The following is a 24672-nucleotide window of genomic DNA, read 5'->3' as shown; positions in this document are numbered from 1 at the left end:
CTGATATTAATGTCTTATGAGCATAAAAAAAGAAACTTCTCAGTTAGTTTTTATTGACAATGAGAATCAACAAAGAAGAGACTATGAGCGTTTTCCCGCTGATTATAAAGATGCCCCCGACAAGAAATTAACACCGGAGCAAATTGAATTGTCTAACGAAATGAAAAAGTTAGAAGAGAAGTTAATCTTATACGATTATGAACCATTATATTGGTGTTTTAAATAAGTTTCAGCTAATGCATTTAATCAAGTATAAAATGACGACTGTAAGTGGCAATTGTATACTGTTATAATCTAGCACCTTTTCTTTTGGACATATCAGTTATGCAAACCAAAATAACAATTGTCGGTGCTGGTGCTGCTGGGCTTTTTTGTGCGGGATTACTTGGTCAAAAAGGCTTTGATGTAACAGTCATTGATAATGGTAAAAAATTAGGACGTAAAATATTAATGTCTGGTGGCGGTAAATGTAATTTTACTAATCTCGATGTTGAGGCAAAACATTATATTTCGCAAAACCGCCACTTTTGTAAATCTGCATTAAAACGATTTTCCCAATGGGATTTTATCCAACTCGTTAATCAATATCATATTGCCTATCATGAAAAAGATCATGGTCAGTTATTTTGTGATAATTCAGCTCAAGATATTGTTGATATGCTTATTCAAGAGTGCCAGAAAGGGCAAGTTAAGTTTATGTTAAAAACACAACTTGAAGATGTGGAGGCTAAACAGCAAGGATTTAAGTTATCTACTTCTCAAGGCTTTGTTGATACTGATAAACTAATTATTGCAACCGGTGGACAGTCGATGCCAGCACTAGGTATGACCGCTATTGGATATAAAATTGCCGAAAAATTTTCGATTCCTGTTGTGCCAGTCAAAGCGGGGCTTGTGCCATTTACGTTACATAAGCCTTTGTTAGACGTGTTATCCTCGTTATCAGGAATTGCTGTTTTAGTTGAAGTATCTAATGAACGAATCAGTTTTAAAGAGAATCTACTCTTTACTCATCGTGGATTGTCAGGACCGGCGATTCTACAAATTTCGAGTTATTGGCAAGTAGGAGAAGAAATCGTTATTAATCTTTTACCAGATTTAGAGTTTGAATCGGCATTTAAGCCTTTACTGGAAAATAATCGTAATCAAAGTCTAAAAAACTGTTTAGCACAAATTCTACCTAAAAGATTGGTTGAGGTATTAATACAACTTAATTTCATTTCTGACACTATTGTTAAGCAGCTTAATCCAAAACAACAGTTTGAATTGTATAAAAAGTTAACCCAGTGGCGCATTATTCCAAATGGTACTGAAGGGTATCGAACAGCCGAAGTGACCTTAGGCGGCGTGAGTACTGATGCACTTTCATCCAAGACAATGGCAGCCAATACCCAACCAAACCTGTATTTTATCGGCGAAGTTGTCGATGTTGCTGGTTGGCTAGGTGGGTATAATTTTCAGTGGGCTTGGAGTAGCGCTTTTGCTTGCGCACAGAGCTTTAATTGATTTTATATTGTTATCTAACTATCGATAACACCCATTTGAATATGATATTTTTTGACTTTATATTGTAAAGTTGTACGGGAAATATTCAATAATTTAGCCGCAGTGATAATTTTGCCATTGGCTTGATTTAATGCATCAATAATTAATTGACGTTCATAATTTTCCACTTGTTCAGTTAAATTATTACCGTTAGGTGGGGTAGTTGGATTATTTTTGTCGGATTGATTATTTGTTTCAACTACGGCATATGGGCTGTTAATATCAAATAATTCTTCATCTAAGGTTATTTGTTGTAATTCGCCCGGTTCACTTTGTAATACCATACTTCGTACAATTGCATTTTCTAGCATTCTTACATTGCCAGGCCATGGTGCTGACATTAACTGTTTAAGTGCATGTTCACTAATACCACTAATAATAACGTTAAAATCATTTTTATGTTTATCGATAAAATAACGCGCTAAAACCGGAATATCTTCTGTTCGTTCTCGTAAAGCGGGTAATTTAATTAAACCAACATTTAAACGATAAAAAAGATCGCTGCGCATTTTACCACTTTGTAACAGTTCCGCTGGGGATTCATTCATTGCTGCCACAATTCGAACATCTGAATGTATCTCTTTATTCCCCCCTAATTGCCAATAGGTTTTTTCCTGAAGAAATCGTAATAATTTGCTTTGCATATCTAAAGGCATAGCATTAAGTTCATCTAAAAATAGTGTGCCTCCGTTGGCGAGTTCTAAATAACCTTGTCGATTTTCAGCACCCGTAAATGCCCCTTTAACGGTTCCAAACAAAGTACTTTCGATAAGCGTTGTCGGTAATGCACTACAATTAAGTGAAATAAAAGCCTTATCACGGCGATGGCTGGTTTGATGAATTAATCGAGCAAATAATTCTTTGCCCGTGCCTGTTTCACCTACAATCAGTACAGGAACGTCGTTTCGACCTAAAATATTAGTTTGATCGATAACATCCTGCATTTTATTCGAAACAAAAACAATTTCAGGTAAAGGTTGTTCTTTATTTTGATACAGTTTTCTATTGAGTGTGAAGACTTGATCTTGAAGTTGCCTTACATCAGATAAATTACGGCCTATTTCTACCGCACCAATAATCTCTTTTTTACTGTTGTAAAGTGGTACTGTAGTATGTAAATAATCAACAAGTTTACCTAAATGATTATAGTAAGATTGGTAATTATCTTGATATTCCTTACCTTGTTGTAATGCTTGTAACATTGTACTATCTTCTTTCTTCAAATTAGGATAAACTTTGAGCAATGGTTTACCAATAGCTTGCTCTTCTGAGTAACCATCAAGATCTGCGCTTTCCTGATTGTAATAAATATATTTACCTTCTTTATCAATAATGGCCATTGGCTGATGCATTAAATCAAAAAAATGTTTAAATAGTTCTAATGCTTTTAATAATTCAGGATCGATTATCATGATATCCGTACCTTTGAAATTAGGATTATTTGCTAAATATAACTAGCTTTAGTTTGTTCAACCATCACTAATAATGACAAATATTCGTCATAAAAACATATTTTTTACTAAATGACTAATATTATTTCTATGCCTATATATTTAATTTATTGATTTTTAATTGTTTTTAAGTTGGCATGCTGATTGCATTACCTGAGAAAAGCCTTTTTTCTTATTCATTGTGTACTTTTTTATGTACTAATTAACTGGAGGTCATATGTCTGACACAATTATGTCTAATTATAACAAAATACGCACCAATCTTATAACCAAAGATCGTCGTTTTAGTGCGGAAGGTAGCAAACTTTGTTTTGATGGCATTGATTTAGTCGATTTAGCCAAAAAATATCCAACCCCTTTTTATGTGTTTTCTGAAAAAGAAATTGATCGTAACGTTCAAGAAATTAAAGATGCATTTAAGGCACATCCAAATACCAAAATTTTCTATGCATCTAAAACTTGTTCAGTCATGGGCGTACTCAAAGCGATTAAAGATGCGGGTATTTACGCTGAAGCTAATTCAATGTTTGAAGTGCGTAAATGTTTGGAAATTGGTTTTCCAGGAAGCCAAATTGTTTTCAACGGTGTGGTTAAAAAACCTGTTGATTTAGAATTTGCTATCAAAAATGATCTTTATATTATTAATGTTGATAGCTTATATGAACTTGATATTATTGATGAAATTTCACAGCGTTTGAAAAAAGTAGCAAACGTGTGTGTCCGTGTTGAACCAAATGTACCTTCTGCAACTCATGCAGAGTTAGTCACTGCTTATCATGCTAAATCAGGTATCGACCTTGAACAAGCTGAAGAAACTTGTCGTCGTATTCTTGAAATGCCTTATGTACATCTTCGTGGTTTACATATGCATGTTGGCGATCAGGTACCAGAAGCAGAACCTTTTGCTAAAGCAACCAAAGTATTAGTTGACGAATCACGCCGTTTAGAAGAAGTACTTGGTATTAAATTTGATTTAATCAACGTTGGTGGTGGTATTCCTGTTCCATATAAATATGATGAAGAAAATGGTAACCCATTAGAAGACAACATGTACGCAGGTATTACAGCACAAGATTTTGCTGATGCGGTAATTAAAGAAGTACACAAATGGCGTAAAGATGTTGAAATTTGTATTGAACCAGGACGTAAAGTAACAAGTTCAGCTGCTGTATTGTTAACCGAAGTAGCTTGTGAAAAACGTAAGACTAATTACGATTTAGACGGTAACATCGAAGAGCATGTTGAATGGAAATTTGTTGATGCAGGTTATAGTGTTCTTTCTGATAGTCAACATTTTGATTGGTTCTTCTATGTTTTCAATGCTTCAAGAATCAACGAAGCACATGATGAATACATCAAATTAGCAGGACCATTATGTGATGGCGGCGACTATTATCATGTAGGGGTTAAAGGTGAAGAATTTTTAATGCCAAAAGATACTCAAATTGGTGATATTGTCGCTTTCCTTGATGCGGGTGCTTATACCATCGAAAGCCAAACTGTTTATAACAATCGCCCACGTACTGCTGTTGTTATGATTGATAAAGAAGGCAAAGATCGATTGATTCGCCGTGAGGACACTTACGAAGATATGGTTGGATACGACGTGTATTAATCATGAGTTATCTGGGGCACATCGTGCTCCAGATATTATAATGTGAGGTTATTTTATGAGTGATTCTAAAGGTTCAAGTTTACTTGGTATTAAAGACATTGTATTTATGAATGTTATTGCAATACTAAGTTTACGTCAAATTCCTAATGTGGCGCCTTATGGGGCATCAGCAATGGTGCTTTGGTTACTTGCTGCATTTTGTTTGTTTTTCCCATTAGCGATGGTCTGTGGTGAACTTTCCACAGGTTGGCCGAAAGATGGTGGGATCTTTGTGTGGGTAAAAGAAGCGTTTGGTAAACGCATTGGTTGGATTGTTGTTGTTTGCTTCTTATTTTCTTGTGTGCTGTTTTTCCCACTCATGTTGCAATTTGGTTTTACCGCAATTGGCTATATGTTTAGTGCCGATTTGGCGCAAAATCAGGTGTTTATTGGTGTAGGATCGATGGTGGTATTCTGGATTTTGACACTGATGAATATTCGCGGTATGCAGTGGACCAAAATTATCAATAGTGTGAGTGCATGGCTTGGGGTATTTATTCCTGCTGCAATTATTGTGTTATTAGCCATTGTTTGGTTATTAACTGGTCACCCGATGGCAACTGATTATAGTCATGTTAGTGATTGGATCCCAGATTTAAGCAGTTGGGACACCATCGTATTTTTATCTAGTATGATGTTTGCTTTTGCTGGTCTTGAAGTGGCACCTATGATTGCTGGACGTACTCGTGATCCACAACGAGACTTCCCTAAAGCGATGGCGGTATCGGCAATTGTAATTGTTGGTATTTACATGATTGGTACTTGGGCAATTAATACTTTATTACCTGCTGCTGATACTGATATTGTTGCTGGCGTAATGCAAGCGATGGAAGCAGCGGCTAAAGAGTTACATATGCCTTGGTTATTACCGGTTATGGCAATTTGTTTATTCTTTGGTGCATTAGGTCAAATTAACTCATGGTTAGTTGGTCCTATTTATATGTTACAAGAAGCATCTAAAGAAGATAATTTGCTTGGTGAACGTATTGGTCGTTTACATCCTGTATATCAAACACCAGCATTTGCTTTAGTTATCCAAGCAATAATTGTAACGGTACTTTGTTTCTCAACGTTTGTATCACCAAGTATTGCGGCAGCTTATTGGATGTTAACCGCATTAACAACAATTTGTTACTTTATTCCTTACTTAGTGATGTTTATTGCTTACTATCGTTTACGTATTACTCAACCAGATGTACCACGTAGCTTTAAGATACCAGGTAAAGTATTACCAATTGTTTTACCCGGTTTAGGATTCTTATCTACGCTATTTGCGGTGATCTTAGTCTTTATTCCACCTGCACAAATTGATATGGGTGGTTATGTTGAGTATATTGCGAAAATTGTTGGTGGTGCAGTGCTTGCAATTGTCCTAGCTGAATGGATATATTACCGAGCACAAAAACGTAATCGTTTGCAACAACAATAACATAGAGGAGTAAGAGTATGTACAAACCTATATTGGAAATTGATTTGCGCAAATTAAGGAATAATGCGCGAGTCGAAAAAGAGATACTTGCTAAGCACGGCATTGAAGTGATGGCGGTCAATAAAGTCTTTGATGGTTGCGTTGAAACCGCCAAAGCGGTGCTTGATGGTGGTATTGATGTAATTGCTGAGTCAAGAACTTACAATCTAAAAAAACTTAAAGATGCGTTAAATTGCAAAACGTGTTTATTACGTAGTCCTTGTTTGAGTGAAATTAGTGATGTTGTTAAATATGCTGACATTAGCTTAAACAGTGAAAAACAAGTTATCCAAGCACTTTCTGATGAAGCGGTTAAACAGCAGAAAATTCATCAGGTTTTATTAATGGTGGATATGGGTGATTTACGTGAAGGTATTTGGTTTGAACATGTTGATGATATCATCGATACTGTCAAGCTTATCTTATCGTTACCGGGTGTTGAACTTTATGGTCTTGGAACAAACTTCAATTGCTATGGTACGGTTTTACCGACTGTAAAAAATGGAGTAGACTTTTTACAAATTGCGCGTAAAGTAGAGCAAGCTTGTAACATTAAGATCAAATATTTATCAGCGGGTAACTGTACGAGTTATCATTTACTTGATAAAGGTGTTTGGCCTGAAGGCTTAAATCACATCAGAATTGGTGGTTTACATGAGTTTGGTATTGAGTATGTGGATATGAAGTATTTAGATGAATTCCATCACTCAAATAAGCCTGTCGATAAAGCATGCAGTAATTTGTATAAATTGTATGCGCAAATTATTGAACTCAATAGTAAACCAACTGTTCCTGTTGGTGAGTTAGGTGTAGATGCGTTTTTAAATAGTAAAACTTTTGTTGATCATGGTACGCGTAAACGCGCACTTCTCGCTTTTGGACGTCAAGATGTACCGTCTGAAAACTGTGTACCGATTAATGATAGTATTACTGTTTTAGGACAGACCAGTGATCATACTATTGTCGATATTGAAGATGTTACTGAAACATTGCGTGTTGGCGATACCATTGGTTTTGAACTTGATTACACAGCCTTACTTATGGCTTGCCAAACAAATGGTGTAGAAAAACGTTTTATTTATTAATTCGTGTTAGCTGCTGGTTACGCCAGCAGCTGTTATTAATTATTAGGCGGTTTACATGGCAACATCAGAATCACAAGAAAGTCCTTATCCCAGTAGCTTAAAGAAAAATCTAAAAAATCGTCACTTATTGATGATTTCGTTAGGGGGATCAATCGGTACGGGATTATTTATTGGTATTGCAGCACCGCTTAGTACAGTAGGTCCATTAGGTACTATTATTGCTTATTTAATGGCTGGCAGTATTATGCTTGCAACTATGTTATGCTTAGGTGAACTTTCTTGTGCTTTTCCCCACGCTGGTTCTTTTCAACATTATGCATTAATGTTTATTCCGAACCCAATTTGGAGTTATACCATTGGTTGGTTATATTGGTTAAGTTGGGTGCTGTCGATGGCAGCTGATTTGACTGCTGCTGCTATGATAGCCCATCAAGTTTTTCCTGCAATTCCTATTTATCTTTTTAGTCTTTTAATCCTTACAGTTATTACTTGTGTGCATTTAACTTCTGTTCGTGCATTTGGTGAAAGTGAATATTGGTTTTCAACCATTAAAGTCTTGGCGATTATTGCGTTTATTTGTATTGGCATTTATTTGTTATGTCAAGAATATAACCAAACCCACGTGTTACCAACACTTAAGACAGAACATGGCTGGTTTCCGAATGGTTTTTTATCGATTTTTGTCTGTATGACCATTGTAACTTATTCGTTTCAAGGTGTTGAGTTAATTGGTAATGCTGCTGGTGAAGCGCAATCACCACAAGCAGTATTACCCAAAATTATTACTGGCGTTGCTTTTCGAATCATTTTGTTTTACGTGTTAGCGATTGCGGTATTAGCACTGGTTTATCCTTATGGCACAGAACATACCGAGATCAGCCCTTTTATATGGGTATTTAATAAGGCAGGTATTAGCTTTGCTTCTTATGGGATGCTGTTTGTTATTTTTTGTGCTGCCATTTCAGCTGCTAATTCAGCAATTTATGCTAGCTCAAGAATGTTATGGTCTATGGCTCAAGATAACTTAGCCCCTAAATATTTTTCAGATGTGAATAAACGAGGTGTGCCAACAAAAGGGATTTTATTTATTGCACTGATTGCATTAGTATCCTTATTTTCTAAATATATTGCGGCTGAAAAACTTTATATCTATTTAGTTGCAGGTACCGGACAGGTCGGTTGTTTTGCTTGGATTGTTATAGCTTGGTGCCAGTACCGTTTTCGTAAAGGCGTCAATACTGGTCAGTACCCTAAAGAGATGATTAAATTCAGATCGCCTTTATTTCCTTGGTTAGCCATTATATCAATTATTGCAAATACAGTGATTATTATGGGGGTTTGGTTTGATGAGTCAGGTTACTTCATTCTATTATCTGAACTAGTGTTAATTGCTATTATTCTTATTTCTTACTTTTTCTATAAAAAACGTAATCCCGACAAAAGCCATTAATCGGCACTTTGTATGTAATCGAGTCAATAAACATATTGTCTTGATTACATAGGATTGATTATTAGTAGCAAACTATATTATTGTTGAAATCAAATATAATCACGTTTTATTAATTATATCTCAATTTGTTTGTACTATTTTAGAAAAGCAGCTACACCAGTAAAAACAACTTGTGCCGCAATAGCGGATATAAGTAATCCAGTCAATTTTGATAAAATTGATATACCGGTATTTTTTAGCACTTTAGCGATTGTTTTAGCGCATAGCAACATAGCATAGATACCTGAAGATGCAATGAATAATGAAATTGCACCAATCAAATTTTGTACAACACCCAACGAACTCGAACCTAACACAATGATGGTACCAATGGATGCCGGCCCCATACATAAAGGAATTGCTAAGGGCACAACACTAATATCTTCATCGCTACTTATTTTATTCTTTTCTGGTGAATCATTCATCAACGAAACCGCTGTAATAAAGAGTAACGCACCGGAGCCAATTCTAAATGCATCAAGAGTAAAACCAAAAACACTAAACATAGTATTACCAAAAAAGAATAACACAATACCAATAATAAAAACGGCACACGATGTTTTAAGTGCTGTTTTGCGGCGTAGTTGTTCATCATATTGTTTTGTGCCACTTAAAAATGCGCTCAAAACTGCTGGTGGTGTCATTAATGCGAACAATTTTATAGTTGTTGCAAGAATTTCGAAAAGATAGTCACCCATAGCATAACCTTCAAAAGAATAATAAAATTTGCTTTAACTTTGTCAACGCTAGATAGTTGGCAGGAAACAGTATGTTTTAAATATAAAAACGGTCACCGTAAAGGTGACCATCATTAGACAGATATATTTTATATTGTTTTTTTAAATCATTAACCAATAAAGAATTAGTTAAGGCGCTCTTTAATACGAGCCGCTTTACCACGAAGTTCGCGTAAGTAGTAAAGTTTAGCTTGACGTACTTGACCACGACGTTTCACAGTAATTGAATCAACAATTGGTGAGTGAGTTTGGAATACTCGTTCAACACCTTCGCCATTCGAAATTTTACGTACTGTAAATGCAGAATGTAAACCACGATTGCGAATTGCAATAACCACACCTTCATAAGCTTGAAGACGTTTTTTGTTACCTTCAACAACCCATACTTTTACTTCAATCGTATCGCCTGGGCGAAAAGACGGGATGTCTTTTTTCATTTGTTCTTGTTCTAATTGCTGAATAATTGCATTTTTCATAATGTTATCTCTTACTAGTTATACTGAAATTTTAGTTGCTTTGTTTATCACGGTATTCTTGTTGAAATTCAGTGAGTAAACATTGCTCTTCATCAGTCAGAGCTAGATTTTCAAGAAGATCGTCTCTTCTCAACCAAGTTCGTCCTAGTGATTGTTTCAATCGCCAGCGACGAATCGCTTCATGGTGACCAGACATTAACACATCGGGCACCGCCATTCCATCTAACACCTCTGGTCTGGTATAGTGTGGACAATCAAGTAAACCGTTAGCAAAAGAGTCTTCTTCTGCTGATGATTCATGATTCAACACGCCAGGAATAAATCTTGCTAGAGCATCAATCATGGTCATTGCCGGTAATTCACCGCCACTTAACACGTAATCCCCAATTGACCATTCTTCATCAATTTCGGTTTGGATAACGCGTTCATCTATACCTTCGTATCGACCACAAATCAAAATCAATTTTTGATATTGTGACAACTCGCAAACACCTTGTTGGTTTAATTTGCGCCCTTGCGGGGAAAGATAGATTACTTTTGTATCGTTACCTGCTACTGCTTTCGCTGCATGAATGGCATCTCTAAGTGGTTGTACCATCATTAACATGCCGGGACCGCCACCATAAGGTCTGTCATCGACAGTCTTATGCTTATCATGCGCAAAATCGCGCGGGTTCCAATAATCTACTGTTAACAGTCCATTTTTTACGGCTCGACCAGTTACACCATAACAGGTAATAGCTTGGAACATTTCGGGAAAAAGGCTAATTACGCCAATCCACATATTCTTACCTTACCAATTAAAATGCTGGATCCCAATCGACCACAATCATTTTTGTTGTTAAATCAACTTGTTTAATAAATTGTTCTTCAACAAAAGGAATTAAACGTTCTGTTGCTCCAAATGCATCTTTTAGATTTGCTTTAACAACCAACACATCATTAGAACCGGTTTCCATTAAATCAGTAACCTGACCTAAGTCGTAGCCATTAATTGTTTTTACTCGGCAACCAATCAGATCTTTCCAATAAAAATCACCATTATTAAGTTCTGGTAATTTTTCTGCATCGACAAATACTTCGGCATTAGTTAATGCATTGGCTTGATCACGATCGTCAACACCTTTGAGTTTCACAATCATGTCTTGATTATGGGGTTTAAAGCTTTCTACGATTACTTCTTGCCATTGCCCAGCACGCTGAATATACCAAGGTGTGTAATCAAAAATACTATCTGGAAATTCTGTAAACGAAAAAATCCTGAGCCATCCACGAATGCCGTAGCTTGAACCAAGTTTACCCACAACAATTAGATTCTCAGTATTCATCATTACAATTACTATTAGTTACTAATATTAAGCAGCTTTTTGTGCTTGTTTGATCAATGTATTAACACGATCAGAAACGGTTGCACCTAAACCTACCCAATGATTTACGCGATCAAGATCTAAACGTAATTCTTCCGCTTTACCTTGTGCAATTGGATTAAAAAAGCCAACGCGCTCAATAAAACGACCATCACGTGGGTTACGGCTATCAGTGACAACTACTTGATAAAAAGGGCGCTTTTTAGAGCCACCACGAGCTAAACGAATAGTTACCATAACATCCTCTTAAATTAAAAAATAATCTTTATCTTGTCCAACATGGACAAAATCAAAGCCCCGAAATTATACTCTTTCTGGCAAAAAGTGCAATGGCTGTTTATGGCTGATAAAAGGTAATACATTTATTAATCAATATCTATAAATAATCAATCTCACCAATAATAATTACTGGGATTGATTCGGTTCAAAAAACAATCATTAACAGTCGTTTTAATCTATATCTTTACCCATTAATGCCGCACTTAGCCCTTTTCCATGCATATCAAGCGCTAAAGAGCAAGTTATGCCACGGGTGATTGCACAATTTTTTTATACCTCCAAATAGCTGATAACTGTTTGACTAGCTGTCATTCAATTAGCGTTGAGTCAATTGCAATAATCTCTTTGACAGCTTTACGAGCACATCACCCATGACGGTAACATGATCTTTGGCTATTTGTTTAAACGTTACTTGCGAAAAATCGGCAACTCGTTCTGTAATGACAATATTAGCAGAAATACCGACTTTAAAAGATATTCATGCAGATTTATTGTTTTCAGGTGAGTTTTATTTGATTTGCCACAAAGATAATGTTCTTGAGCAGAAACAATCGGTTGAATTAAAGGGGTTAGAAAGGCATAAATTTATTGCTTTTTTAAAAGGTATAATTATTTGTATTTATAATAAAACAATTGACGCAGCTATAACATTCAATATGCTATAGAAGTTAGGCTGTAGACATTTATGATTGGATTAGTTTCAGTTAATCATGGGATTAGTATTACAACTAGGTTAACCTTATTTCAATTTGAACATGACAATATTGCCATAATCTTATTTGAAGGCATCTTTCTCAAAAGAGCAGTTTATCTGATTAAGCAAAGAGATCGACAATTACTAAAATCAGCTTAAAAATTTTATCAATTTATTAGGAATAATAACATGATAAATTAATATATTAATTTATTTGTATATTGTACTTAATATTGTCTTAATTTTTTGTTTTTTTCTTAAAGAAAGCTCGTTTTAACACGTCAAAAAAACCTAGTGAACGTACCATTTTTTGTCCATCAATATAAACACGAATAGCTCTAAGTACTTGTTTAGGTTGTTTAGAAGCAAAGGTAAAAGTACCATCTTTTTTGGTTTGAATTGAATAACGTGGAATCCATTTACCACCAAATAGTACCGATGCAATAACAAAATCGACTTCATTCCAAGGAATTTGAATATATTTGCGCGGATCATGCTGATGATAAAACTCAAAAGCTTTGTCTCCGATTATAATATTGCCATATTCCGTTAAACCAGTAAATGCTGTTGCTTTTACCGTTAAATCAATCTTCGTGTTTAATGATTGAACCATCTATTGTGTCCCTAAACCAGACTTGAATTAGTGATGATATCCTTTTCATCATCGTTATGTGATGAAAAGGATAGTTTGATTATTAAGAATTTGTTGCTTTAAACTAAAACGGTATATTTTAAAAATACGTTGGTTAAAACATTATCTTTTATAAAAGACCAATAACGTGGCCAATAATACCTACAACAAATAACCCAAGGATAATGATAATAGGTGAGACTTTTTTACGTAGTAACCACATACATAAAAATGTTAAAAGTAATGGTACAAGTCCTGGTATTAATTGATCCAAGTTATTTTGCAAGGTAGTCACTTTTTCTTGTGTCAAAGATAATCCAGCTTGCATTTGTTGTAATGCTTTTTGAATGCCTTCCGCACCAGCGGGTAATGCATTCCAATCAATAAATGCACCATTATCTAATTTTACGGTTGAAACGACTGGTTGGAATTTTATCGATACCCACCTTTGTACCAAAGCCGCCAGCACAAACATCCCTAAAATAGACGCACCTTTAGTGATTTTTGGTAGCAATCCTCCAGATAAATTATCGATAATTTTTGAGCCAGTACGATAACCAAACTCTTGACTATACCACATAAAAGAGCAGCGAATGATATTCCAAAGTAAAAAAAATAAAATTGGTCCCATCACATTGCCACTAATAGCCAATGATGCTCCAAGTCCACCAAGCATCATTCTCAAAGTAAACCAAAAGACAGGATCTCCTACTCCTGCTAGTGGACCCATCATTCCTACTTTAACACCTTGAATAGTAGCGTCATCTATAGGAGCTCCATTAGCACGTTCCTCTTCAAATGCAAGCGTTACACCGAGTATTGGGGATGCTAAATAAGGGTGAGTATTAAAAAACTCTAAATGACGCTTTAATGCAGCAACACGATCTTCTTTTGAACTGTACAATTTTTTAATCGCAGGAATCATTGAATAGACCCATCCACCATTTTGCATGCGTTCATAATTCCAAGAACCTTGGAGGAAAGTCGAACGCCAAGCAACGGCTAAACGATCTTTTTTGCTTAATTGAATTCTATCAGTCATTTTTTTTCTCCAAGTTCTTAGTAATCATTTAAAATGTCGTCAAGTGGATCGCCTTTGTTACCACTGTTTGTGTTATTGCCACGTTCAGAAAGATTAAGGTAAATTAATGCTAATGCTACTCCTAATGCACCTATTGCTATTAGTGTCAATTGTGTTAGGGCGGCAATAACAAAACCAATCACAAAAAATGGCCAGACTTCGCGAGTTGCCATCATATTAATTACCATGGCGTAACCAACCGCAACAACCATTCCTCCGCCAATTGCCATGCCTGTTGTTAACCATTCAGGCATAGCATTTAATGAGTCTTTAACTATATCTGCTGGAATAAATAGTAAAGCTGCGGCAGGAATCGCAATTCGTAAACCTTGTAAACAAATTCCTAACATCTGCAAAAATTCAATTCGTCTAATATTTGCACTTTCAGCAGCAGCATCCATCATATGGACCAACGGAACAGCTATTGTTCTCACAATAATGGTTAAGAATAACCCAGCTACAGCAAGCGGAATCGCTATTGCAATTGCGGTCGAAACACCAGCAACACCTTGTCCTCCAAGTATTAAAATAATTGAAGAGGCAACAGATGCTAAAGCTGCATCGGGTGCAACTGCTGCCCCAATGTTTGCCCAACCAAGTGCAAGCATTTGTAAGGAACCACCCAATACTACACCAACTTCTAAATTACCCGTAACTAATCCAATTAATGAACAGGCAACTAAAGGTTGATGAAATTGAAACTCATCCAGAATACCTTCCATACCAGCTAGGAAGGCAATAACTATCACCAAAATGATAGCAATAATTGATAATGTCATAATATAACCCCTTAAATAAACTAATTCTTTTGCTCAGCTAATTCTTGTTTCGCTTTCTTTAATAATTCATCCATATTATCGTTAGAATCATTAGGTACTTTACGAACGTCAAATTTGACGTTTTTAGCTTTTAACTTTTCGAAGGTTTCAACGTCTTGTGCATTCATTGATAACACTTTATTAACCATGACCTTACCCACAGAATGTGCCATCGAACCAACATTGACAACATTGATATCAACACCACCTTCAATGGTTCTTAATACATCTTCAGGGTTTTCAAATAGCAATAAAGCTTTGGTATTGCCAAAACGAGGATCATGCGAAACTTCAATGATTTTTTTGATAGGAACCACGTTTGCTTTAACACCAGGAGGCGCCGCTTCTTCAATCAGTTTTTTTCTTAACTGGTCCTTAGCAACTGAATCTGATACGACAATAATACGGGTAGGATTGGTTGATTTTGTCCAAGAAGTGGCGACTTGACCATGTAATAAGCGAGAATCGATACGAGCTAACACAATTTTCATCTTTCCATCACCGACAACTGTACCTTCTGGAATAGCTTCTGCGGGTTTAGATGTTTGTGTTTTGGCAGGTTCAACTGTTGCGCGAATGCCTTCTTTAGCAGATTCTAAAATTGCTGATGCAATTTCTTTGGCTGTTTCCATCGAAAAGCGTGATGAGTAAGCTTCAATTAACATAGGTAAGTTTAAACCAGCTACAATCGCCCAATTACTATGTTCACCACATAAATTATTCGCTTGATTGAAAGGTGTTCCGCCCCATAAATCCACTAAAAAAAGCACTTCATCTTGATTATCGAATGTTGCTATTGCAGCAAGCATTCTCTCTTTTAAACTTTCAGGACTATCACTTGGATGCAAGGTAACCGCTTTAACGTTTTCTTGTTCACCAAATATCATTGTTCCTGATTGTAGAATCCCTTCTGCAAACTCGCCATGAGTTGCAAGAATAATTCCTACCATAGATCTTCCTCCAAATATTTATCTCATTGGATAATAATAAATTACTTTAAATGAGCACCAAAAACTAGTTTGGTTTAGTTAAGTCATATGTAAAAACATTGAACATAAATAGTCTGTTTATAAAAAATATGAGGTACATAGTTGTTTGTAAAACAAATGTTTATATTCCTAATTTTTATATAATTAACTGTTAAATCATAACATTTATTAATAAGTTAAGTATAGATAATCTATTTTTTTATAGAAGAATTTTATCTATTTTTAAAAAATCATTTATTCTTGTTACGAAATTTTGCTAATTATTGATCATCCATCTAATAATGGATACTGTTATTTTATGCTTATTGATAATCAGTATTTAATCTTATTATATGATGATTATTACTGGTTATTGACGCAAAATTAATTATCAGTTATTTAATCCATAATGATGGATTTTGATATTAAATCAACAAGTTGTTGACTAAAACATCTACCATTTTAGACTTTTAAGATGATTTTCTTCAAAGCTAATTGATTGGTTTTTGTCCATTTCGTCAGGTATGTTTTGCTAACATGCAACTCAATATTGCTGCTGATTTAATTTTAAGGAGTTTTTTATCGCTCAACTTTAGATCACATCAAACAATGTCAAAGATAACTGATGTGATCTATACGCTAAATTAGATTGTCTTAGTTTTTTGATTTACCAAATGCAACTGTAAAAATTAAATTGAGATTATTTTCGTCAAATGTACTATATTGCTTTTTTTTAAAAATACATTTGAACTAAAAATCACCTTTTTTAAAGGTATTTTAATCGTTATTTTATAAACCATGATCTTTTAGCGCACGACGAATAAATCCACAATTTTCTGATAGGACCTTTTTGGCTTGCGTAAAAGATAGATTAGCTAAAATCATTAAAATAGCCGTTTTACAGTGTCGATTACTTTGTTGTAATGCTAAAGTCGCGGTTTGTCGGTCACAATCGGTTGCTTGCATAACAATTGATATTTGGCGCTCAATCAGTTTAGCATTGGTTGCTTCAACATCTACCATCAAGTTACCGTAAACTTTGCCAATTTTAATCATACTTGCTGTGGTTAACATATTTAGTACAAGCTTTTGTGCCGTGCCCGCTTTCATTCTAGATGAGCCGGTGATCACTTCTGCACCAACAATGGGAGTGATTGCGATATCGGCTAATTCAAGCATGGGAGCTTTGGGATTGCAGCATAAGCTTACAACTTTGCACCCCAGTGATTTAGCAAAGTGCATGGCACCAAGAACATAAGGTGTGCGCCCACTAGCTGCAATTCCGACTAAAACATCGTTGGCTGATAAATTGATCTTGGTTAAATCACGTTCAGCTAATTGTGGATTGTCTTCAGCATTTTCAACAGCATGAAAGATTGCCTGCTGACCACCAGCGATTAAGCCGATGACCAGTTCAGGCGGTGTGCCATAAGTTGGTGGGCATTCACTGGCATCTAAAATGCCTAAACGCCCCGATGTGCCAGCACCAATGTAAACTAATCTACCTTGATTTAACAAAGCGTGACTAACTACATCTACTGCTTGAGCTATGTTGCTTAATTCTTGCTCTACTGCTAAGGCAACTTTTTTATCTTCATTATTGATAATTTTAAGAATTTCTAATGTAGAGCAATTATCAATTTGTTCACTATTGAGATTGCGGCTCTCGGTTAACATAGAAGATAAATTAATATTTTGCATGTTTTCTTAATCCTAGCCATAGAAGAAATATTATTAACGTAAATAAGCAACCAAAACCTACACCAATAGCAATAACAGGGAGGTTGAGCGCAACGGCTAAGGTATAAAGCCCTAACATGATCATCATTGCACTATATTCGCTTAAGTTTTGGATTGATATGACACTACCTGCACCAACTAAATCTTTGCCCATTTTTTGGATCAAGGCATTGAGTGGTACTAAGAAAAATCCACCTAGTGCACCAATGATCACTAATAAAATATAGGATGAAATGATATGGCTTTGCAATGTAAAAGCTATAACGGCAATGCCCATCATGATTCCAGCAGGAATACAACGTAATGTTTTATCAATCGAAATAAATGCACTAGCTAAACCAGCGCCAATTACAATGCCGATGGCAACAATGGCATTAAGATTGGTCGGGGTTGAATTGTCAACAATACCTAACACCACAGGCACCCAGCTAATCAATAAAAAACGTAATGTAATGCCTGCTCCCCAAAATAGGCTGGTGCCTAATAGCGTATATAAAGCTTGTTTATTACTGAAGATGATTTTGACTGTGCGGGTAAAATCTTTCACCATACTGGTAAATTTCCAGTGAATATCTTTTCTTGCAGCAGGTAACTTGGGAATAAATATGTTAGCAATTACGGCGAGTGCATACATTAAAACACAAGTAAGTAAGGATGCACTGACATTCATATCGGCAATATGCCCACCAGCCAAAGAACCCAGCAGAATTGCTGCAATTGTTGATGCTTCAATTAAACCATTCGCTTTTATTAACTTATCACCCGATGTCAGCTCGCCTAAAATACCATATTTTGCTGGAGAGTAACCGGCAGCGCCAATACCCACTAAAAAATAACCGATAAAGGGACTAATATTTAAGCAGATACTTGCTGCGCCAATTAATTTTAGACCATTGGCTATCATCATCGCTTTGCCTTTAGACATACTATCGGCAAATTGGCCAACAAAAGGTGAAAGAATTATAAAAGGAACAACAAAGCTAATTTGTAATACTGATTGGCTCCATTGTGGGTAATGCAAATTTTTAATATAAGCAAGAATAGCAAAAAAGATTGCATTATCCGCAAATGCTGAAAAAAACTGCGCTAGCATGGTTGCTACCATGCCTTTGCTTAATAGGGAATATTGTTTCATAGTAGATTCTGACTTATTCATCGGCCATTTTTCTTAGCGTGATAAAATCGATTTTACCCGTGCCAAGTAATGGTAACTCTTTAACAACCCGAATATCACGTGGAATGGCTAATGTTGGTATACCCAGTTCTTGAGCGGCTTGATTGAGTAATTCTCGATTAATGTTAGACGATGTGGTAAACAGTACAATTGCTTCGCCTTTAGCTGAGTCTGTTTTCACTGTTGCGCCATTCATCGAATCGGGATCGACTTTTTTGGCTAGAGCTTCAACACTTTCTAATGACACCATTTCACCGGCAATTTTAGCAAATCGTTTTAAGCGTCCTTTAATGGTAACAAAACCTTCGTTATCAATAGCGACAATATCGCCAGTATCATACCAACCTTTTTCGACCTTGCCGTTTTCATCTGTGGCAGCAGGGACTTCAAGTTTACCTGGATTTTCAACACGTAAGTAACCTTTCATCACGTTAGGCCCTTTTAATTGTAGTTCGCCACCATCGGTAATCCCTGATATCGGAATTAATCGTGAAATCATACCAGGTAGTAATCGTCCAACTGTGCCCGCTTTAAAGGCCATAGGCACATTAAGGGCAACAACCGGTGCACATTCGGTCACACCATAACCTTCTAAAATACGAATACCAAATTTATCTTTCCATTGTTCTCGAACTGAATCTGGTAGTTTTTCAGCACCCGCAACTACGTAACGTAAGCGCATAAAATCATAAGGGTGTGCATATCGCGCATAGTTAGCTAAGAATGTTGGTGTACCAAATAGAACAGTACAATTTTGGTCATAGATAATTTCGGGAACCATACGATAATGTAATGGATTTGGATATAAAAAGGTTCGACTGCCTGAAAACAGCGGTAAAAATAGACCAGCAGTAATACCAAAAGCATGAAACAGTGGCAAAGCTGACATAAAACGGTCTGCTGGTGTTGGATCGATAACTGTTCGAATTTGTTCTACATTGGCAATCAAACTATTATGGCTATGTACCACACCTTTAGGATTACCTTCAGAGCCGGAAGTAAAGAGTACTAATGCTTCGTCATCACTAGATTGACGACGCTGAACCAAACGTGGAATATATTGATGAATTAAAATATATAATTTATCACTGAAGGTTAAGCTTTTACGTAAATCTTCAAGGAAATACCATTTAACACCCTTGACTTCTTCAAGTAAGTAATCAAGCTTACCTTTTTGGATGAATTTTCGAGAAGTAATAATGGTTTTAATTTCAGCCGCTGTTACCGCACAGGTTATGCCTTTGGTGCCTGCTGTATAATTAAGCATTGCTGGAATTCTGTTTTTAACCGATAAACCAAAAATAGTTGCAACAGTAATTGTTGCATTTGGTAATAACAGCCCGACTCGTTCTTTTCTTTTCGTTATTTTAGCAATGATGCAACTAACACCAATAATTTGTTTAAGAAGGTTTCGGTATGACGCTTCCGATGTTGTCGGGTCTTGCACCATACGTGACTTAACCCCGTATTTTACTTGTGCTTCAAGTAAAGCTTCAAATAGTGTCAATTTGGGGCGACTTGCCATGCGAGCATTCATCATAATTTCATGCAGTTTTTCGCCTGCAATGTAACGCCTATCTCTGGCTTTTGGCGCATTTGGCATTGGAATAGAGGTCGGCTCAAGAACATGAATAGTTATCTTTGGAAACAAATGCCGTTTGAATAATCCTTTTAAACGACTGGTTAAGGTAAACTCCGCCCCTTCAATCCAAACTGGTACGATAGTCGCTTTAGAACGAGCCGCAACAAAAGCCGCACCATCATAAATTTTCATTAACGAACCTGTTATTGTGATTCGGCCTTCAGGGAAAATCACAATTGGCCGGCCTTTTTCAATTTCACGAACTAATCGTTTTATTGCCATAGGACTGATAGGATCCATTGGCACAAAATCAACATAACGCTTTGCTAAACGTACCAACCAATGGTCTATATAGCCTGCGTAGATAGCAAAAACAGGTTTTACTGGTAAAAAAACACCGATTAAAACGCCATCGAGGAAGGAAACATGATTAGGCGTGATAAGAAGCCTATCTTGTTTTAAATTATCTAGATTGCCATGAACTTTAACATGAAATAAAATCTTAAGAAAAAATTTTAGTATTTTAAATAACATCTGATTTCTCAATTGTCGTGCAAAATTACACTTTGTCATAATAGTGAAAAAGTAAGCAATATACAAGATAAGCAATTTATCCTGTTATTTCAATTAAAACAAAACATTATTATAAATGCCATTAGGGCTATTGAATAATTAGACAATCGATGTTGCTCAAAAAAATAAGCATTAAAAAATGGACTGGAGATAAAATGTTAATATTAACGGCTAATGAGATTAAAAAAGTTTATACCATGCAAGATGCGATTGCAGCAGATAAGCAAGCTTTGAAAATTTATACCGAGGGTAACAGTGAGGTACCATTACGGATTAATTTTGATATGCAAAAGGGGCAGAGTTTATTTATGCCTGCACATATAAAAGGGAGCGATATTGTCGGCATTAAAATTGTGTCAGTCTTTCCTGATAATCCAACCTTAGGTAAGCCATCAGTACCGGCACAAGTCTTATTGCTTAATCCACAAACAGGTGAAGTTTGTGCAATGTTAGATGGCACTTATGTTACTCAACTTCGAACTGGTGCGGTACAAGGCGCGGCAACAGATTTATTAGCGCGTAAAGATGCTCGTCGCGCGGTATTAATTGGTACGGGAGGACAAGCTGTATCTCAGTTGGAGGCAATGCTAACTGTTCGTCCACTAACAGACGTGGCCATTTTTGATATTGATAGTGAAAAAGCCAAACAGTTCACCGAAGCGATGAAAAGACAATTTGAACATTTCTCTGCTAATTTTTATTGCTCACAGGACTTGGATCAAGATATTAGTCAAGCCGATATTATTACTTCTGTGACGACTTCAAAAGTAGCGACGTTTAATGGTGCTAACGTTAAACCAGGCACTCATATTAATGGTGTTGGTGCTTATACGCCAGAAATGCATGAAATTCCAAGTGATGTAGTGAAAAAATCGTCTATTCGTGTTCTTGATACTAAAGCAGGTGTTTTTGCTGAAGCCGGCGATATCATCGATCCGATCAATCAAAAGTTAGTGTCTAAAGATGATTTTTTAGAATTAGGCAATTTAGTGATGGACTCTACGCTATGTCGTGAAAATGATCAGCAAATTACGTTATTTAAAACCGTTGGTACCGCTGTGCTAGATGTTTACGTTGGCTATGATATTTACTTAAAAGCCAAACAAAAAGCAATCGGCTTAACAATATAAAATAGGGCAATAGCCCTATTTTTTTACACAAATTTTTAAGTAAGCAATAGCCTTTTATCGATATAAAACTTAACTTTTTAATTCTTCTTTTTGCGAACGCCCAAGTAATGCCATTGCCGCTTGTTTTGGATCTTTATGTTCATATAGGACTTGATATATCTGTTCTGTAATTGGCATATCGACGTGATTGTTTTTAGCTAATAGCCAGACTTCTTTGGTGTTTTTATATCCTTCGACAACTTGAGCTATCGTTTTTTGTGCTTCTTCAATGGTTTTATTTTGACCTAATAATATACCAAAGCGACGATTACGTGATTGATTATCAGTACAAGTTAAGACCAGATCACCAAGCCCAGCCATCCCCATAAAGGTGGCAGGGTCAGCGCCAAGTTTAGCACCTAATCGCATCATTTCAGCCAATCCTCGGGTAATTAGCGCTGTTCGAGCATTGGCACCAAAACCAAGTCCATCAGATAGACCTGCACCAATAGCAATAACATTTTTGACAGCGCCACCTAGTTGTACGCCAATAAAATCTTTACTGCTATAAACACGAAAACTTTTACTACAGTGAAATAAATTCTGTAACTCAGTTAAAAACAAATCATCGGTCGATGCAACGGTTACCGCAGTGGGTAAACCTGATGCGACTTCTTTGGCAAAGGTCGGACCAGAAATGACTGCTAAAGGAATTTCATTACCTAGAATTTCTCTTGCTACATCTTGTAATAAACGTCCTGTGTCGGCTTCTAAACCCTTTGTCGCCCAAACGATTTTTGAATCTTTACGTAAAAAAGGTTTAATTTGCTTTAAAATAGTAGCAAAAGCGTGACTAGGTACTACAATAAGTAAGATGGGTGCAGCACTAACAGCGGTTTGTAAATCCGTTTCAACCTGTAATTCAGGTGGAAAAGCAATATCTGGTAAAAATTGCTTATTTTGCCTATCTTGCTGCAAAATAGTCATTTTATCAGGGTTATGACCCCATAATAGTGTTGGATGACCATTACGAGCCAGTAATATTGCTAAAGAGGTTCCATAGGAACCTGCTCCAATGACTGTTACTACAGCGCTTTTTTTCATGAATAATCCGATAAACTGATTAAAAATTTATTGCCAAACAACCACTATTGTAGTGTTTCAGCAGAACTAGCTTCAGCTTGTTGTTGAAGATAGTTAAGGAATAGTGCATCAAAATTTACTGGCTCTAAATTGAGTTGAGGGAATGTACCTTTGGTCACTAAACTTGACACGACTTCTCGAGCATAAGGGAACAATATATTTGGACAGTAAGCCCCAACGCAGTGTTGTATTTGGTTTTCATCAAAGCCAATTAATGAAAAAATACCGGCTTGAGTAACTTCACATATATACACAACTTCATCTTGTGACTTCACTGTTACTGTGACGCGCAAAGCAACTTCATACACGCTTTCATTCAAAATTTGAGATGATGAATTAAGTTCAATATTCATGTCAGGTTGCCATTGTTTTGTAAAAATTTCTGGCACATTATTGGTTTCGAACGAAACATCTTTAGTATAAATACGTTGAATTGCGAATTGTGTTTCGGCTTGTTGTGTATTGTTTTGTTCAGTCATGATAAAACCTTATTTATTTTTAAATTATATTATTTTCTAACTAATGGTAAATTTTCGCCATTCCATCCAGCAATGCCATCTTTTAAGGCATAAACATGTAAAAAACCTTGTTTTACAAGAATTTCACCAATATTTGTTGATGATAAGCCATTTTCATCGATTAAAATAATGAGATCCTCTTTGAATTTATCAATGGTTTTGGCGCTTGCATTTTTAATATCAATCGGCAAGATATTATGAGATTCAGTCACATGCCCTTTTTTGAAGCTATCAGCAGAACGAATATCAACAATAACGGCATTTTGCTTATTGATCATATTGATTGCTTGAGCATTATTAATAATCTTAACTTTCGATAATTTGCTTTTAATCGTTAATACAATGATTGCAATGAATAACACAATCCAACCGAGTGAAAGTAAAAGGTGATTTTTTACAAAAGGAATAATTTCGAGTGTAATAAAGTCCATACTTATGTGATTACCTGATTTTTTCGATATAAGCTAAGATTATAGCGATATTATGCGGTGAAATATAGTACCATTATGTGAAAACATTATTAATGTCATGATGATTATTCGATTTTTAAGTTAAAAATAGATGACTTTAAACAGAATGATATTGATAAGTGGTTACTCAATTGATTACGTTTTTCTAATTTAGTGATATGAATTCCAATCAAATATCCTCCAAATAACGCAAGGAATCTTTATTAGTTTCTCCTATTTTTTGCATATCATGGTGACCAATTTTTCTGGTTTGTTTCAATATTAACCATCGAACAGACAACAAGTAGCACTTACTTTTTCTAATACTAAAATAACACTGAGCAAAACTAAAAATTATTATTGAATTATCATGAGGCATTAAAAAATGCTGGAGTAAAGTTCAAACAAAATATCTGTATGCACCAATACTGAAAGTTTATAAAAGCTGCAACTGTATATAACTTATTTTATATTGGTTTTAGTTTAAGCTTTTGTAATCTTTGATTAGGTAGCAATGATTGGTTTTGGTGCATTACTTTGGTGCTTATTGCTTTATTTTGGTGCAATAATAATATTTGTGTTATTATCAGGTTAGCTTATTGACCACTTAAGCATGGTTAAAAAATGGCATCATATTTGCA

At 35.7% G+C, this 24672-nt stretch carries 22 protein-coding genes and 2 pseudogenes; 7 read left to right on the top strand and 17 right to left on the bottom strand.

Annotation, left to right across the window (positions count from 1 at the left end; translation table 11 throughout):
- Positions 1-324 precede the first annotated feature (324 nt).
- Positions 325-1506: an NAD(P)/FAD-dependent oxidoreductase gene (locus J3U63_RS03645; RefSeq protein ID WP_267370451.1), complete on the top strand. Its 1182-nt coding sequence runs from the start codon at positions 325-327 to the stop codon at positions 1504-1506.
- A gap of 14 nt (positions 1507-1520) precedes the next feature.
- Here the strand turns inward: J3U63_RS03645 and J3U63_RS03640 are convergent, their stop codons facing one another.
- Complete coding sequence (locus J3U63_RS03640) at positions 1521-2957, bottom strand: sigma-54 interaction domain-containing protein (RefSeq protein ID WP_267333812.1); 1437 nt, start codon at positions 2955-2957, stop codon at positions 1521-1523.
- A 256-nt stretch (positions 2958-3213) separates the two neighbouring features.
- Here J3U63_RS03640 and J3U63_RS03635 point away from each other — a divergent pair, with 256 nt between their 5' ends.
- From J3U63_RS03635 to J3U63_RS03620, 4 genes are read left to right on the top strand one after another with little or no spacing between them, the layout of a single operon-like run.
- A complete protein-coding gene (locus tag J3U63_RS03635) occupies positions 3214-4611 on the top strand; it encodes a diaminopimelate decarboxylase family protein (protein WP_267333811.1) in 1398 nt (465 codons plus the stop codon).
- Between the two features lie 55 nt (positions 4612-4666).
- Complete coding sequence (locus tag J3U63_RS03630) at positions 4667-6079, top strand: APC family permease (protein WP_065633707.1); 1413 nt, start codon at positions 4667-4669, stop codon at positions 6077-6079.
- 17 nt (positions 6080-6096) lie between these two features.
- Positions 6097-7203, top strand: coding sequence for an alanine/ornithine racemase family PLP-dependent enzyme (locus J3U63_RS03625; RefSeq protein WP_267333810.1), 1107 nt, complete (start codon positions 6097-6099; stop codon positions 7201-7203).
- Between the two features lie 55 nt (positions 7204-7258).
- Positions 7259-8653, top strand: coding sequence for an amino acid permease (locus tag J3U63_RS03620; protein WP_267333809.1), 1395 nt, complete (start codon positions 7259-7261; stop codon positions 8651-8653).
- 134 nt (positions 8654-8787) lie between these two features.
- Here J3U63_RS03620 and J3U63_RS03615 read toward each other — a convergent pair whose 3' ends face one another.
- From J3U63_RS03615 to rpsP, 5 genes are all read right to left on the bottom strand, one after another.
- A complete protein-coding gene (locus tag J3U63_RS03615; RefSeq protein WP_267333808.1) occupies positions 8788-9390 on the bottom strand; it encodes a MarC family protein in 603 nt (200 codons plus the stop codon).
- A gap of 164 nt (positions 9391-9554) precedes the next feature.
- Positions 9555-9905 (bottom strand): 50S ribosomal protein L19, encoded by a 351-nt coding sequence (gene rplS, locus J3U63_RS03610; RefSeq protein WP_065633703.1) that lies wholly within the window; start codon positions 9903-9905, stop codon positions 9555-9557.
- Positions 9906-9936: 31 nt separating this feature from the next.
- Positions 9937-10689 (bottom strand): tRNA (guanosine(37)-N1)-methyltransferase TrmD, encoded by a 753-nt coding sequence (trmD, locus tag J3U63_RS03605; RefSeq protein WP_267333807.1) that lies wholly within the window; start codon positions 10687-10689, stop codon positions 9937-9939.
- Between the two features lie 16 nt (positions 10690-10705).
- The gene (gene rimM / locus J3U63_RS03600; protein WP_141671527.1) at positions 10706-11236 is read right to left on the bottom strand and encodes a ribosome maturation factor RimM; all 531 of its coding nucleotides are present in this window, start codon (positions 11234-11236) and stop codon (positions 10706-10708) included.
- Between the two features lie 24 nt (positions 11237-11260).
- Complete coding sequence (gene rpsP / locus J3U63_RS03595) at positions 11261-11509, bottom strand: 30S ribosomal protein S16 (protein ID WP_025314644.1); 249 nt, start codon at positions 11507-11509, stop codon at positions 11261-11263.
- Between the two features lie 431 nt (positions 11510-11940).
- On the opposite strand from rpsP, the gene J3U63_RS03590 reads away from it, so the two are divergent.
- Complete coding sequence (locus J3U63_RS03590) at positions 11941-12216, top strand: hypothetical protein (protein ID WP_267370450.1); 276 nt, start codon at positions 11941-11943, stop codon at positions 12214-12216.
- A gap of 267 nt (positions 12217-12483) precedes the next feature.
- On the opposite strand, the gene J3U63_RS03585 is transcribed toward J3U63_RS03590, so the two are convergent.
- The 8 genes and pseudogenes from J3U63_RS03585 to aas form a co-directional block, all read right to left on the bottom strand.
- Positions 12484-12858 carry a DUF956 family protein gene (locus J3U63_RS03585; protein WP_267333805.1) on the bottom strand — a complete coding sequence of 125 codons (375 nt, stop codon included), beginning with the start codon at positions 12856-12858 and terminating at the stop codon, positions 12484-12486.
- 148 nt (positions 12859-13006) lie between these two features.
- Positions 13007-13918 (bottom strand): PTS system mannose/fructose/sorbose family transporter subunit IID, encoded by a 912-nt coding sequence (locus J3U63_RS03580; RefSeq protein ID WP_267370449.1) that lies wholly within the window; start codon positions 13916-13918, stop codon positions 13007-13009.
- A 17-nt stretch (positions 13919-13935) separates the two neighbouring features.
- A complete protein-coding gene (locus J3U63_RS03575) occupies positions 13936-14736 on the bottom strand; it encodes a PTS mannose/fructose/sorbose transporter subunit IIC (RefSeq protein ID WP_267370448.1) in 801 nt (266 codons plus the stop codon).
- Between the two features lie 20 nt (positions 14737-14756).
- Positions 14757-15305, bottom strand: a pseudogene (locus J3U63_RS13305) (PTS system mannose/fructose/N-acetylgalactosamine-transporter subunit IIB); the annotation flags it as partial.
- 47 nt (positions 15306-15352) lie between these two features.
- Positions 15353-15725: pseudogene (locus tag J3U63_RS13300) on the bottom strand (PTS sugar transporter subunit IIA); the annotation flags it as partial.
- 807 nt (positions 15726-16532) lie between these two features.
- Positions 16533-17444 (bottom strand): N-acetylmuramic acid 6-phosphate etherase, encoded by a 912-nt coding sequence (gene murQ / locus J3U63_RS03565; protein WP_267370446.1) that lies wholly within the window; start codon positions 17442-17444, stop codon positions 16533-16535.
- Positions 17431-18639, bottom strand: coding sequence for a lysophospholipid transporter LplT (lplT, locus tag J3U63_RS03560; protein ID WP_267333802.1), 1209 nt, complete (start codon positions 18637-18639; stop codon positions 17431-17433). The genes murQ and lplT overlap by 14 nt, the downstream gene beginning before the upstream one ends.
- On the bottom strand, positions 18632-20773 hold the full coding sequence (aas, locus tag J3U63_RS03555; protein ID WP_267366267.1) for a bifunctional acyl-ACP--phospholipid O-acyltransferase/long-chain-fatty-acid--ACP ligase: 2142 nt from the start codon (positions 20771-20773) through the stop codon (positions 18632-18634). The genes lplT and aas overlap by 8 nt, the downstream gene beginning before the upstream one ends.
- Positions 20774-20967: 194 nt before the next feature.
- On the opposite strand from aas, the gene J3U63_RS03550 reads away from it, so the two are divergent.
- Positions 20968-21942 carry a hypothetical protein gene (locus tag J3U63_RS03550; RefSeq protein ID WP_267333800.1) on the top strand — a complete coding sequence of 325 codons (975 nt, stop codon included), beginning with the start codon at positions 20968-20970 and terminating at the stop codon, positions 21940-21942.
- Positions 21943-22011: 69 nt separating this feature from the next.
- On the opposite strand, the gene gpsA is transcribed toward J3U63_RS03550, so the two are convergent.
- From gpsA to J3U63_RS03535, 3 genes are read right to left on the bottom strand one after another with little or no spacing between them, the layout of a single operon-like run.
- Positions 22012-23025 (bottom strand): NAD(P)H-dependent glycerol-3-phosphate dehydrogenase, encoded by a 1014-nt coding sequence (gpsA, locus tag J3U63_RS03545; RefSeq protein WP_267333799.1) that lies wholly within the window; start codon positions 23023-23025, stop codon positions 22012-22014.
- Positions 23026-23069: 44 nt separating this feature from the next.
- Entirely contained in the window at positions 23070-23543 is a 474-nt protein-coding gene (gene secB, locus J3U63_RS03540) for a protein-export chaperone SecB (protein ID WP_267333798.1), read from the bottom strand.
- A gap of 29 nt (positions 23544-23572) precedes the next feature.
- Complete coding sequence (locus J3U63_RS03535; RefSeq protein ID WP_267333797.1) at positions 23573-24013, bottom strand: rhodanese-like domain-containing protein; 441 nt, start codon at positions 24011-24013, stop codon at positions 23573-23575.
- Positions 24014-24672: the final 659 nt, after the last annotated feature.

It is taken from the genome of Gilliamella sp. B2838, from assembly GCF_026536185.1.
GTDB lineage: Bacteria > Pseudomonadota > Gammaproteobacteria > Enterobacterales > Orbaceae > Gilliamella.
Note: the sequence above shows the minus strand (reverse complement) of the source record. Positions and strands in the feature narration are given on the sequence as shown.

Bases quoted from the DNA above. Each gene is read 5' to 3' on its own strand.
- J3U63_RS03550 (WP_267333800.1), top strand. From the start codon at position 20,968: ATGTTAATATTAACGGCTAATGAGATTAAAAAAGTTTATACCATGCAA.
- J3U63_RS03640 (WP_267333812.1), bottom strand. From the start codon at position 2,957: ATGATAATCGATCCTGAATTATTAAAAGCATTAGAACTATTTAAACAT.
- J3U63_RS03615 (WP_267333808.1), bottom strand. From the start codon at position 9,390: ATGGGTGACTATCTTTTCGAAATTCTTGCAACAACTATAAAATTGTTC.
- J3U63_RS03575 (WP_267370448.1), bottom strand. From the start codon at position 14,736: ATGACATTATCAATTATTGCTATCATTTTGGTGATAGTTATTGCCTTC.
- J3U63_RS03630 (WP_065633707.1), top strand. From the start codon at position 4,667: ATGAGTGATTCTAAAGGTTCAAGTTTACTTGGTATTAAAGACATTGTA.
- rplS (WP_065633703.1), bottom strand. From the start codon at position 9,905: ATGAAAAATGCAATTATTCAGCAATTAGAACAAGAACAAATGAAAAAA.
- J3U63_RS03585 (WP_267333805.1), bottom strand. From the start codon at position 12,858: ATGGTTCAATCATTAAACACGAAGATTGATTTAACGGTAAAAGCAACA.
- gpsA (WP_267333799.1), bottom strand. From the start codon at position 23,025: ATGAAAAAAAGCGCTGTAGTAACAGTCATTGGAGCAGGTTCCTATGGA.
- secB (WP_267333798.1), bottom strand. From the start codon at position 23,543: ATGACTGAACAAAACAATACACAACAAGCCGAAACACAATTCGCAATT.
- murQ (WP_267370446.1), bottom strand. From the start codon at position 17,444: ATGCAAAATATTAATTTATCTTCTATGTTAACCGAGAGCCGCAATCTC.
- rpsP (WP_025314644.1), bottom strand. From the start codon at position 11,509: ATGGTAACTATTCGTTTAGCTCGTGGTGGCTCTAAAAAGCGCCCTTTT.
- trmD (WP_267333807.1), bottom strand. From the start codon at position 10,689: ATGTGGATTGGCGTAATTAGCCTTTTTCCCGAAATGTTCCAAGCTATT.
- J3U63_RS03625 (WP_267333810.1), top strand. From the start codon at position 6,097: ATGTACAAACCTATATTGGAAATTGATTTGCGCAAATTAAGGAATAAT.
- lplT (WP_267333802.1), bottom strand. From the start codon at position 18,639: ATGAATAAGTCAGAATCTACTATGAAACAATATTCCCTATTAAGCAAA.
- rimM (WP_141671527.1), bottom strand. From the start codon at position 11,236: ATGATGAATACTGAGAATCTAATTGTTGTGGGTAAACTTGGTTCAAGC.
- aas (WP_267366267.1), bottom strand. From the start codon at position 20,773: ATGTTATTTAAAATACTAAAATTTTTTCTTAAGATTTTATTTCATGTT.
- J3U63_RS03620 (WP_267333809.1), top strand. From the start codon at position 7,259: ATGGCAACATCAGAATCACAAGAAAGTCCTTATCCCAGTAGCTTAAAG.
- J3U63_RS03580 (WP_267370449.1), bottom strand. From the start codon at position 13,918: ATGACTGATAGAATTCAATTAAGCAAAAAAGATCGTTTAGCCGTTGCT.
- J3U63_RS03535 (WP_267333797.1), bottom strand. From the start codon at position 24,013: ATGGACTTTATTACACTCGAAATTATTCCTTTTGTAAAAAATCACCTT.
- J3U63_RS03635 (WP_267333811.1), top strand. From the start codon at position 3,214: ATGTCTGACACAATTATGTCTAATTATAACAAAATACGCACCAATCTT.
- J3U63_RS03645 (WP_267370451.1), top strand. From the start codon at position 325: ATGCAAACCAAAATAACAATTGTCGGTGCTGGTGCTGCTGGGCTTTTT.